The organism is Aestuariibaculum sediminum, assembly GCF_014596945.1.
Classification (GTDB): Bacteria; Bacteroidota; Bacteroidia; order Flavobacteriales; family Flavobacteriaceae; genus Aestuariibaculum; species Aestuariibaculum sediminum.
The window spans coordinates 419,816-432,213 of the sequence record NZ_JACVXB010000001.1 but is presented as its reverse complement, the minus strand read 5'-3'; the positions used below and the strand labels follow the sequence as shown (position 1 = coordinate 432,213).

Below are 12,398 nucleotides of genomic sequence, written 5' to 3'. Positions count from 1 at the left end.
GTCTGGTAGTTCAGTTGGTTAGAATGTCGCCCTGTCACGGCGAAGGTCGCGGGTTCGAGTCCCGTCCAGACCGCAAGTTCCTGAAACTAGTTCAGGAGAATATATTTGTGTTGGTTATTCCAAATAGGGATAACATATAGATAGCCCATAAAAAATGGGTAATACAATGAGAAGCTTTCCTTTTTACTTAGTAAAAATTGGGATGCTTTTTTTGTTTAAAGCCTTTTATATAGATAGCTAAATCCTTAATACTTTTTCAAAGTAACAACAATTTCTTGTGAGATATCCAGTTGGTCTAAAATATAGGTGCTACTACGGTAATCATCTTTGTAAACTGAAAAACTTTCAGAGACCATTTTATCTGCTTTTCGTGAAAAGAATAACCTGATTTTGCCATCTGCATTTGTAGTTCCTGAGGCTAGAATATTTGTGCAAAATAAAGCATTGTTACAAACTTCAATTCGAGCCCCAGAGATGGGTTCTTGTGAATTAGAGTCTAAAACCAGAATGTTTAATTCAATTCTTTCATCGCCCGAGTTGTCTTCAGATGAACAAGCAAAAAAAGCATTAAACATTACGAGGGTGAATAGAAAAAGTGTTAGGCTATACCGTGAAGATTTCATGATGTAATTATTATAGAAAAACATTATTTCCTAAGTTAATAATTTAATAATTTTTTTTATACTGTCACTTATTTCTTTTTTGTTATTAAAGTGGTTGATATTTAGTTAAATCAGGCTCAAACTGGATAATACAATGATGAGGTTATCTGATAAATTAAGATAATCGCTAAAAAGCACGAATTGCGCGAGTGCGAACACCAGCACTATCGCTTGTATTGTCTAAATGTTGCTCGCCAGTTTCAAAATCTTGAACCCATGCACTTCCTAGATCATATTCACTGGAAGTCCAATAAATTTGATTTGAGAATCCCCCGACTAATGCTTTATGTTCATATAAGATGTTTAGTTGATCTTTAGAAGGTAAAAACCAATCGTTGAACCCGCCACCAGAGTAATCCTTACACAATTTAGCAGCGTATGCCCCATTATCGCCCTGTGCTTGAATAATCATATTTGTATTTGATGAGCCATCTGAGTTGCTAGTTGCTTCTGTTTTAATAAAACTACCATTCCACCAAGGATCTGTAGTGCTCTGGTCTGTTTTAGCCGCAATTAAACCATGTTTCTCAGTATTGTCAAGATAAAATATAATGCCTCCTTGGTAATTGTCTCCCAACATCAGTACAATTTCCGTATTAGGCTCATTCATTTCAATATTGGGCTCATCCTTTGAACAACTGTTTAGTGTAGTTACTATTGATGTTATGGTTGTAAAGGTGAATAATATGATATGGATATTTATTTTCATGATTTTTAGTTATAAATCGAAGATATATCCAATTAACACAATAACTGTCCTAAATAATATTTGAAAAAATTATTAGGACAGATAGTAGCTAAAATTCTATAATGTTTGTCGGGTAAGAGGTGCCGTACTAAAAGTCCAGATTTACTTTTTTTACTTAGTAAAATAGGGATGCTTTTTTGTTTTAAGTAATTTTGTAATTCTTCTTAATTTTTCTTGGTCATATTGCAGGATAAGTGTAAATCTACCCCGTGGTATGGAAGTTATGACTTCAGAATTAAGCTCAATATTAAATAGATTTCTTGTACATGTTTTATCACCTAATGGCCTTAAATTTGAAAATCTTTAAGACCAGCCTGATTCTTATATAGAGTGCTGTATGAATTATTTTATATTGCCGTTATGGTCAAGTTTTAATTTCTTTTTTTTGTTGTCTTTTCTAAGTATTAATTGATAGGTTTTAACAGCATCTTTGTCGCTATCATAGTATACTACGTATACAAAGTTGTCGACCGACCAATCTGGGAATTTTGAATAAATGGTATTTTTAACTTCATCTGGAATTTTGATGTTTTTATATTTTTCTGAAGTACTTAAAATTTTTCCATCTTTATCATAATAGGCATTAATAAATCCGTTAGCATCCTCGAACCTAGTTTTGAATTCATCATCTCTTCCATCATATTTATGTGATTCTGTTATTTTATGCCTTGACGCGATATTTTCAAGATGTTTTACACTTTTTGCCGTATTTTCGTCTTGTACTTTAGCTAGGTAGTCTGCATTAATGTTAGACAGATAAACATCTGCTAATTTTACTTCTTCAATACCACCTATTATATTTTGTGAGAATCCTAGACTGGTTAGGCCTAAAAGAAAAAAACCAAATAATAAATTTTTCATGACTTATAGTATTTATAGTTAAACAATTTCTATGAAGTAAAATTCATGAATTAAACATTGTAATACTTAGTACTCATGGTGTAAATGATATAAAGTTTTTTCAAACATAATTTACAGCATGTAAATTATGTTTGAGCTATGTAACCTATGTGTCAAATTATATAAAAATTGTGTCAAAATGTATTTATATAAAAAAAGAGGCTGTTCAACTCAAATGTTTTGAACGAATTAATTTAATGCGTAAATTAACATAGATTAAATATTTTAAGACATATGGATCCGCAGATTTCAATGGACCAAGCTTTTATTTCAAAGCTTAATGATATTTTGGAGGAGAACTACCAAAATGAAATCTTTGGGGTTAAGGAGCTAGTCAAAGAATCTGGGGTAAGTCGGTCAAAACTACATCGTAAATTACAGGAAATAACAGGAGAGTCTTCCAGTCAATTTATAAAAAATTTCAGGTTAAAAAAGGCTTATGGATTATTGCTTAACGATGTGTCTACAGTTTCGGAAATAGCCTATGAAGTAGGTTTTAGGAGCCCTTCTTACTTTGTGAAATGTTTTCGTAAACGCTACAAATGTTCGCCAGGAGAATTAAAAAGCAATCCTCAACACGACGAATTTATTGCAGTACCGAACAATAAGTTAAAGCAGTTGAGCTCTTTTAGTTTAAAAAAAGTAATGCTATTGGGGGTTTTAGTCTTGTTTATATGTACCGGTGCGTACTTTATAGGGCGTTTAGTACCTGAGGGAAAGGGAGCAGAACAGGTTACTTTAGGAGTTCTGCCCTTTAAAAACCTTAGTGACAATGAATCCGATCAATATTTTGCAGATGGTGTCATGGATGTTATTTTAAGCAACCTTTCAGGGGTAGAAGGCATCAATGTGATTTCAAGAACCACTATGGAACAATATCGGGAGAATTCTAAAACCACTCCGGAAATTGCTAAAGAATTAGATATTTCCCATATCTTGGAAGCCAGCGTTCAAAAGCAAATGGATAAAGTTCGCATTGTAGTGCAGCTAATTGATGCAAAGCATGACGTTCACATTTGGTCCGATGATTTCGAAAGACACTATGGTGATATTTTCTTGATGCAAAGCGAAATAGCTAGAGAAATAGTAAAGCAGTTGGAAGTGACATTAACTCCCACAGATGAAATAAAAATTACGGAATACTCGACTAAAAATGTTGAGGCTTACAAATTATACTTAAAAGGGCGCTTTTTTTGGGATAGGTGGACAGAGGCCGATTTAAAAAAGAGTGTTGCTTATTTTGAAGAGGCTATAGCTTTAGATTCCCTTTATGCGCCGGCTTATGCTGGATTGGGAGCTTGTTATAATGTCATGGCATTGAGGGATTGGTTTCGAAGAAAAGAAGGGATTGAAAAGGCAAAACGATATTCAGAGAAAGCACTCGCAATTGATAAGAACATATCATTAGCCTATGCTACATTAGGAACAATAGCTAGTTGGTATGACTGGAATTGGAAGCAAGCCGTAAAGCAAACCGAACATTCTATATTTTTAGAGCCAACTAATGCAACCGCTTATTGCGCGTATGCTAGTTTGTTGAATGTTTTGGGTAGGAGAAAAGAGGCTAAGGAATATATAATTTTAGCAAAGAAATATAATCCTAATGCACCAATGATATATTCTACAAGTAGTCAAATTTATTACAATGAAGGTGATTTTGAAAAATCGGTAGAGGAAACTATAAAAGCATATGAATTAGGAGGTTTTAGTATTCACTATAGGTTTTATAGTTATATTAGGCTGCATGAATATGATAATGCATTAAAGACCTTGAAATTACGATTCTCTGAATTGCAGGTGCACCATGAAGAGATTGATAGGATTTATGAAAACTCAGGAATAGAAGGCATAGTTCGGTGGTATATAGATCAGATTTCAGACTTAAATAATTATGGTTATTATAATAAGGCTAGGTTATGCATGCTTATTGGTGATAAGAAAATGGCATTAGACTTATTAGAGAAAAGTTACGAGTTTCGAAACCATAATTTTCCAAAGATAAAGTATGGCTTAGATTTTCAACCGCTTAAATCTGAACCGAGATTTATAGCATTGGTTAATAAACTTAATATGGAATAAAAAAGATGCTAGAAGGTGTTGATTGCAATCCAAAATTATAAAAATTAGTGCCTGTTAGGTCGTTTTTTAAAAGCTAGTTGTTAATCCTAAATTGTCTATGAACTGTAATTTCGGATAGTTTAGTATGGTGGCTACTGTATCTTTGAATTGCTATCTACAAACAATTTATATACAAGTGGAGAACATATTGTTTGAGGCAAAATTATGAATCATGAGAACTTTGTTACTTCTTTTCGTCTTGTTAATCTCTTTGGATAGTGAGGGGCAAATTGTAAGTGATAAAAATCAAAGAGGAGTAAATGGTGATGTTTTAAAAGATATTACACTAACGGGAAACGTAACAGATATAAATAGTTTAGATCTAATTGGGGCAGAACTTGTCATCAAAGGTACTTCAATTATGACAAAAACAAATTTTGATGGAAATTTTAATTTAAAATGTAAAAAAGGATGTGTGTTGGTTGTTAGTTATACTGGTTTTGAAACAAAAGAAGTCACTATAGAAAATCAGACAAATATTAATATTGTCTTGGAAGAAAAAGGCAACCCAGAACCCATGAGGTCTTTAACTAAATCGGAAGTTAGAAAAATAAGGCGTTCCGATAAGAAGTTAAAACAGGCTGATCAGCGAGAAAATGAAAGGAATAACATGGAGTCGGTAGATTTAAAAGAAGTAATTTTAGAAGAAGCAGGAAGAGCGACAAAAAGAAGTATGTGGAAACATAGGAAATAATAATTCGTTTAAAAGAGTTAAAGTAAATTGTTAATTAAAAAGTCGTTTTTTGAAAAATATATTAAAGAATAATATAGCCCATTATGAAAGAGTTTTATTTGAATGATAATGTTTCATTAGGGTGAAAAAAGCTGTAATTTAATTGTGTATTTTATAAGGGGTTAGGTGTTTATAGTATGGCGTCACTACAGTCCATAGATGAATTGTTTATTTCAAAACTTAATGGTGTGTTGGAAAACAATTACCATCAAGAGCGTTTTGGTGTAAGCGAACTAGCTGAAAGTTTGGGGGTTAGTAGGTCTAAGCTTCATAGAAAATTAAGTGAAATAAAGGGTGTTAGCGCAAGCCAATACATTAAGTGCTTTCGGTTGGAAAAAGGGTACGCTTTGCTAAAAAGTAATTCTTCAACAGTTTCTGAGGTTGCCTATTCCGTAGGATTTAGTAGTCCTTCATATTTTACAAAGTGTTTTCATAAGCGTTACAAATGTTCGCCAATTGAAGTTAAGCATAAACCAGAATTGGAGGTGAATATTGAGGAACATCCTGGAATGCCAGGGCAGGCATCCTTATGGAGCTTTAAAAAGGGAATTTTTTTAGGAGTGTTGGTTGTCTTATTTGGTGCAGGTACATACCTTGTAGGTTATATAGTGCCTGATAATGAAGGTTTAAAGCAGGTTACTCTGGCCGTTCTTCCATTTAAAACGCTTAGTAGTAATCCTTCCGATAAATATTTTTCAGATGGTGTCATGGATGTCATCTTAAGTAATCTCTCCAAGATAGAAGGAATCCATGTGATTTCGAGAACCACCATGGAACAATATCGGGAGACTTCTAAAACTATCCCTGAAATTACTAAAGAATTGGGTATCTCCCATATTCTGGAAGCTAGTGTTCAAAAACAGACGGATAAAGTCAGGATTGTGGTTCAGCTTATCGATGCAAAGCACGATGTTCACATTTGGTCCGATGATTATGAAAGGCACTATGATGATATTTTTTCGATGCAGAGTGATATTGCCAAAAAGGTTGTTGAACAGTTAGAGTTGACCTTGTCGCCTACAGACGATAAAAAAATCACTGAATCCCCGACCAAGAATTTTGAGGCATATAATTTATACCTAAAAGGGCGTTATTTTTTGGATAGGCGAACAGAGGCCGATTTAAAGTGGAGTGTTAAATATTTTGAAGAAGCTATAGCCTTGGATTCCTTGTACGCTATTGCTTATGCTGGGTTGGGCGCTTCTTATATTACCCTGGCAGGACGAGGTTGGTACCCAAGAGAAGAAGGGTTTCAAAAAGGTAAAATGTATTCGGAGAAAGCTCTTGCGATTGATGAAAATATATCCTTAGCTTATACTGTATTGGGAGCAGGGTATTATTGGCACGATTGGGATTGGAAACAAGCGGAGAACAAGCTTCAACAATCCATCTACATAGATCCTTCTAATGAAACAGCTCATTACTTTTATGCTGAATTATTGAATGTTTTAGGAAGAAATAAAGAAGCTAGGGAGCATATTAATTTAGCGAAAAAGTTTAGCCCTATCTCTCAACTTATATACAAAACAAGTAATATTATTTATTACAATAATCATGAATTTGAAAAAGCTATTGAAGATAGTGAAAAAGTTATCGAGTTAGGAGGAGTTAGTTTTCACAACAGATTTGATATTTATGTAAAGCAGCATAAATATGACAAAGCCATCGAGGTATTAAAAGTCAGATGCTCTATATTTAATGAGGATCCTGAAATTGTAGATAAGATATATGAAGCATCAGGAATTGAAGGTGCCATAAAATGGTTTATAGATAGGACTTTGGGGTCTCAACCCAATGGCTATTATGATAAGGCCAGATTGTGTATGTTAATTGGTGACATAAAAAGCGCGTTGGATTTATTGGAAAAAAGTTACGAATTTCGAAACCTTAATTTTCCGAGAATAAAACATGATATAATCTTTCAACCGCTTAAGTCAGAACCAAGGTTTAAGGCGCTTGTTGATAAACTTAATATGGAATAATGCTTAGGGGGCCAGTCCAGTATAAACCTATTATTTACGCATTAACAATTAAGTGAACCATTCGCTGTCTCTAGGCTGGTAGCGTTTAACAGATTTAATTCAAGGATTAGGGTTTTTAAATATGACATAAAACTGCCGCAGTCATTTCATATTCTATTTAAAATATATTATTTTACAATCTTTTATTACGTTTCAGAATTGAAAGTATAACGTTAATAATTATGTAACTATATTTTGAAAACAAATCGAAATTATAACCTATAACCAATAAATAAGAAATCACTTAAAATTATAATCTAATTAAGAATGAAGAAATTAACAGTATTGATAATTTGCTTAATAATCTGTTCATGTAAAAAAATACAGAAATCTGAAACTGAAAAATTAATTGTTGAAGAACCAAAAACTCAATCCAACGAGTGGGTGTATCTTTTTGATGGGACTAGTATGGAAGGCTGGAGAGCCTATAACGGAGATAGTATGCCTCCCGGTTGGACCATTAAAGACAGTACATTAACTTTTGATACTGAATTGGGAATGGAGCAAGATTACAAAGGAGGTAAGGATATTATTTATGGTGCAGAGGAGTTTGAAAATTTTGAACTTTATCTAGAATGGAAATTACCAAAAGGAGGTAATAGTGGTATCTTTTATCATATTAAAGAAGGCTATGATAGTCCTACGCTTGTTTCTCCTGAATATCAGCTCATAGATGATGAAAATTATGCCAAAATACACGATTTAACAGGTTATAACTCCCAGTTCGGTGCTGAACACCCAGAATTATTGCAAGACTGGCAAAAAACTGGAGCCGATTATGCGATGCATGTCGCCGATGCATCTCAAAAGGTTTTGCACCCGGTTGGAGAGTGGAATTCATCTAAAATAGTTTTCACACCCGAGAAAGTTGAGCATTGGCTTAATGGTAAAAAACTGTTGGAGTTTCAGCCTTGGTCTGAGGAATGGAACGAAAAGAAAAATTCAGGGAAATGGGATAACACGCCCGATTATGGAAAATACAAAAAAGGATATATTGGTATACAGGATCACGCAAGTCCGATATGGTTCAGAAACATAAAAATTAAAAAGCTTTAAACAAAGATGAATAAAAGAGAATTTTTGAAGAAAAGCGGTATAGGAGCGCTAGGCTTATTGGCTGCCCCTTCCGTTTTAAGTGCCCAAGATAAGCTAAGAACAATTAAGCCAGATGGTAGAATTAGGACAGCTCATATAGGGGTTGGAAATATGGGAGCTGCCGATCTTAACGATATATCGTCGCATCCGCAAGTTGATGTGGTCGCACTTTGCGATGTTGATGCAATAAATTTATCATCAGCAAGAAAGAAACATCCCAATGCACGCGTTTTTTTCGATTACCGTGTTATGTTAGAGGATATGGCCGATGAAATTGATGCTGTAATTGTTTCTACTCCAGATCATATGCATGCACCAGCCTCTATGTTGGCTATGGAAAAGAATAAACATGTTTATTGTCAAAAACCGTTAACGCACTATGTTTCTGAATCCAGAGCGATGAAAAAAATGGCAGAGGAAAAAGGTTTGGTGACTCAAATGGGAATACAGGTGCATTCGTTTTACGACTATAAATTGGCTACCATGTTAATACGGGATGGTATTATTGGAAAAGTACATACAGTACATGCTTGGAGTCCGAAATCTTGGGGGTATAACGGGCCAAAACCAGTAGGTGAAGATCCTGTGCCAGCGCAGTTAGATTGGAATCTTTGGTTAGGTGTTGCGGAAAATCGGCCTTATAAAGAAGGGTTTTACCACCCAGGTAACTGGAGGAAATTAATGGACATGGGATGTGGTACGCTTGGCGATATGGGAGTGCATATTTGCGATACACCTTACAATGCACTTAATTTAGATGTGCCAATGACTATTAAAAATGAATGTCGCGAATCGAATGGTTTTGGTTATCCAGAAAATAATATAGTGACTTACGAATTCCCTGGTACTGATTATACTACAGAAACATTAAAATGGATTTGGTATGATGGTCCTGGAATGCCGCCACCCAATAAAGATTTAGTGCTTCCAGGTGCAAAAAATGAGTCAAGTGTTAAAAAGAAAGCAAGTACCAATATTTCTTTAGATGCCAATATAGCTGCCGAAGGCGAGTTGCCTGAACAAGGAACCATGTTCGTTGGAACAAAGGGACGATTGCTATTGCCTCATTTTATGCAGTTACCCAGAAAGATTGTAAAAGGAAAGTATGTTGATATATCAAAAGAGATTAATAAATATAATTTGGGAGCGCCTATTAGAAATTATGAAAGCGAAGGCCCAAAGCATTATCATCAATTTATCGACGCCTGTTTAGGTAAAGACAAATGTACAGCGCCCTTTGAATATTCAGCACGTTTAACAGAGACCATTTTGTTGGGTGTTATAGCTGGACGATTTCCAAACAAAAAACTTCATTGGGATAGTGAAAATGCAAGATTTTTAGAAGAGGAAGCTAATCAATATTTGTCTGGGAAGTATCGAAAGTTTTAAATCAAAAGAAATGAATTTAATGAGTCATTAATATATGGAAAACAAAATTTCATTTTTTAATGTCAAGTTATCCCGATAAAAGCAATAGTGTATATTGAGTTAGTTAAGAGTTGAATTCAATTCAATAATAAATAAAAAAAGCCCTTACAATAAGGGCTTTTTTATGCTTATTCAGCATTTTTTAATCGTATTTGGCAAGATGCTTTTTCATCGAATGAAACTTTACAAAAGCAAATAAATAATTATTAAAACTGTTTAAAAATTTATGTTAAATCTTGTTTTGTGTATTTTACCGATAAAATGTGCATGGTTTAATTGTGGTTCATCGAAAAATATGGTGATTTTTTGTATATCCTTGACAGGACTATTTACTTTGATTAAAACTAAAATTGTTAATGATTATGAAAAATTTAAAAACATTACTAATTCTGGTAATGACCCTTTCCGTTATAACATTTCAAAGTTGTCAGGATAACGATGATAAAACAGCAAGAATCCAATTAAAGCTGGTAGATGCTCCCGGTGATTATTTGGAAGTGAATGTTGAAATTGTTGATGTTCAGTACAATATTAATGAAGGAGAAGCTGGGTGGCAAAGTTTTTCAATGCCAGAAGGAGGATACCCGGAGCAAGTGGATTTAACAGAATTAATTAGTGGTACAAGCCTGATGCTAACCGACGATATTATTCCTGCTGGAATGTTAAAACAAATACGTCTTGTACTAGGGGAGAATAACACGGTGTTAATTGAAGGCGATGAAAACCAAGAACCAGAATTAAAACATTTAGATACTCCTAGTGCGTTGCAATCTGGATTAAAATTAAACTTGAATGAGAAATTAGAGCCAGGTTTCACATATGCGTTTGTATTAGATTGGAATGTGCAGGAATCGGTTGTAGAAGCAGGAAGTACCGGGATGTATAATTTAAAGCCAGTTATTAAAGCAACTGCCGAGGCTAGGTCTGGATCTGTACAAGGTAATGTAGCTGAGGTAATTGATGAGGTACAAACGGCAATGGAAAATGTTGTAGTAGAAATTTATTCCGGAGAAGTAATGGTTGCCGAAACGTTAACAGATGCTAACGGCGATTTCTTAATTCAAGGATTAGAAGAAGGTGCTTATCAGTTAAAAATAAATCAGGAAGGTTATACTGATTACATGGAAGAAATTAATGTTACTGTGGGAGAAGTTACTTCCCTATCGGAAACAATAATATTAACTTTAGTGCCATAAGGTTAATGCATTCTAATTGATTTAACCCATTCTATAGTAATAGAATGGGTTTTGTTTTTTTAAGGTTTTATTATTTTAAAATAAGTTGAAACTGTTTTACAAAATCATTCTTTTACAACAACAGCGTCAAAAGTATCTACTAAGGCTATAAATAAAACACAAGGACCATTATCCAAACATTTAGCTCTATGTGGTTTGCCTGCAGGACCATATAAATAGGAACCAGCTTTTACAATAACCGGTTTTTCGCCTTCATATTGAACCTCCATATCACCACTCATTAAAATCATTCTTTCGGGAGATTTATGTGTATGTCGAACAACTTCTGTGTTGGCTTCAATTTTAAAGAATAAATCTAAATTTGGGTCGCTCATTTCGCCATGCAGCAAAGTAAACGAACAGTTTGGGAAAAAATCGGGCGCAGGTAACCACTTTAAATCTTTGTCAGAAACTCTTTTGGCTATAGAATTTTCTGCCATTTGAGCATAGAGTGTATTGGCTTGAAATAGAATAATTACCAAAAATGATGTTAAGGTAATGTTTAAACTTGTAGTTTTCATAATGCTGTTAATTTGGTTAGTAGCATTTAAGTTACGAAAAGTTTTTAATGATTTGAAAATAAAGTTTTTAAGGTTGTTTTTTGGAAAGAATGATGAGGTGATGAATAATTATAAAATGTTTTAATCGGTAAATTAATTTTCTATATTAGAGAGAAATTTTAATTGATTTATTCATGAAATCTAACTTACCTCTTAAAAGAATCTTATTATTTGCGGCTCTAACTTTTATTGTTTCTACTTTTCAGTATTGTAAATCTTCACAAGCAACAACCGTAAATAAAGAAGCTACAATTTCTTATGAAAAGCATATTGTTCCTGTGATGGAACGAAGTTGTGCTCCTTGTCATTTTTCCGAAAGTGGAAAAAAGAAGTTTTTGGATACTTACGGTGCTGTTAAAAATAATATAGATGATATTATTGCTCGCGTTGAATTACCTGTTGCAGAAAAAAAATATATGCCGTATAAAAGTAAGAAGCCTGCTCTAACTAACGAAGAAATAAATATGTTAAAACAATGGGTATCCGAAGGGTTTATGAAATAATACATCATTGTAATACATGAAGTGAAAAGCCTGAAGTTTCAGGCTTTTTTGATGCAAATAAATTACAACATAAAATTAATAATTGTCGACATACTATGTCATATTTAACAATGTGTTGCTGCCGTATCTTTGTAGTGTAAAATTTAGATAAGAGTTTTTCATAGTTAGTTTGGTTAGTTAGTTAAAGGCTACGATAGGTTTAGGAAACTTGTTGTAGCCTTTCTTCATTTACCGTGATTGGTATTATTCTGATATTTCAATGTTTCCGACATACTATGTCATATTTAACAATGCATTGTTACAGTATCTTTGTAGAGTAAAATTTAGATAAGAGTTTTTCATAGTTAGTTTGGTTAGTTAGTTAAAGGCTACGATAGGTTTAGGGTACTTGTTGT

The 12,398-nt window shown here is 33.6% G+C and carries 11 protein-coding genes and 1 tRNA gene; 8 read left to right on the top strand and 4 right to left on the bottom strand.

What is annotated here, in order from left to right; translation table 11 throughout:
* Positions 1–73: transfer RNA gene (locus ICJ83_RS02020), tRNA-Asp, on the top strand.
* A gap of 172 nt (positions 74–245) precedes the next feature.
* Here the strand turns inward: ICJ83_RS02020 and ICJ83_RS02015 are convergent.
* From ICJ83_RS02015 to ICJ83_RS02005, 3 genes are all read right to left on the bottom strand, one after another.
* On the bottom strand, positions 246–623 hold the full coding sequence (locus ICJ83_RS02015) for a hypothetical protein (RefSeq protein WP_188228683.1): 378 nt from the start codon (positions 621–623) through the stop codon (positions 246–248).
* Positions 624–789: 166 nt separating this feature from the next.
* Entirely contained in the window at positions 790–1,371 is a 582-nt protein-coding gene (locus ICJ83_RS02010) for a hypothetical protein (protein ID WP_188228682.1), read from the bottom strand.
* Between the two features lie 381 nt (positions 1,372–1,752).
* Positions 1,753–2,271: a hypothetical protein gene (locus ICJ83_RS02005; RefSeq protein ID WP_188228681.1), complete on the bottom strand. Its 519-nt coding sequence runs from the start codon at positions 2,269–2,271 to the stop codon at positions 1,753–1,755.
* A 273-nt stretch (positions 2,272–2,544) separates the two neighbouring features.
* On the opposite strand from ICJ83_RS02005, the gene ICJ83_RS02000 reads away from it, so the two are divergent.
* From ICJ83_RS02000 to ICJ83_RS01975, 6 genes are all read left to right on the top strand, one after another.
* Entirely contained in the window at positions 2,545–4,389 is a 1,845-nt protein-coding gene (locus ICJ83_RS02000; RefSeq protein WP_188228680.1) for a helix-turn-helix domain-containing protein, read from the top strand.
* 211 nt (positions 4,390–4,600) lie between these two features.
* Positions 4,601–5,122, top strand: a complete 522-nt coding sequence (locus ICJ83_RS01995; protein WP_188228679.1) for a carboxypeptidase-like regulatory domain-containing protein — start codon at positions 4,601–4,603, stop codon at positions 5,120–5,122.
* 176 nt (positions 5,123–5,298) lie between these two features.
* Entirely contained in the window at positions 5,299–7,143 is a 1,845-nt protein-coding gene (locus tag ICJ83_RS01990; protein WP_188228678.1) for a helix-turn-helix domain-containing protein, read from the top strand.
* Positions 7,144–7,449: 306 nt separating this feature from the next.
* Positions 7,450–8,238 (top strand): 3-keto-disaccharide hydrolase, encoded by a 789-nt coding sequence (locus tag ICJ83_RS01985; protein ID WP_188228677.1) that lies wholly within the window; start codon positions 7,450–7,452, stop codon positions 8,236–8,238.
* Between the two features lie 6 nt (positions 8,239–8,244).
* Positions 8,245–9,666: a Gfo/Idh/MocA family protein gene (locus tag ICJ83_RS01980; protein WP_188228676.1), complete on the top strand. Its 1,422-nt coding sequence runs from the start codon at positions 8,245–8,247 to the stop codon at positions 9,664–9,666.
* A 401-nt stretch (positions 9,667–10,067) separates the two neighbouring features.
* Positions 10,068–10,901 carry a DUF4382 domain-containing protein gene (locus ICJ83_RS01975; protein WP_188228675.1) on the top strand — a complete coding sequence of 278 codons (834 nt, stop codon included), beginning with the start codon at positions 10,068–10,070 and terminating at the stop codon, positions 10,899–10,901.
* A gap of 104 nt (positions 10,902–11,005) precedes the next feature.
* On the opposite strand, the gene ICJ83_RS01970 is transcribed toward ICJ83_RS01975, so the two are convergent.
* Complete coding sequence (locus tag ICJ83_RS01970) at positions 11,006–11,461, bottom strand: cupin domain-containing protein (protein WP_188228674.1); 456 nt, start codon at positions 11,459–11,461, stop codon at positions 11,006–11,008.
* Positions 11,462–11,634: 173 nt separating this feature from the next.
* Here ICJ83_RS01970 and ICJ83_RS01965 point away from each other — a divergent pair, with 173 nt between their 5' ends.
* Positions 11,635–12,003: a hypothetical protein gene (locus tag ICJ83_RS01965; protein ID WP_188228673.1), complete on the top strand. Its 369-nt coding sequence runs from the start codon at positions 11,635–11,637 to the stop codon at positions 12,001–12,003.
* Positions 12,004–12,398 lie beyond the last annotated feature (395 nt).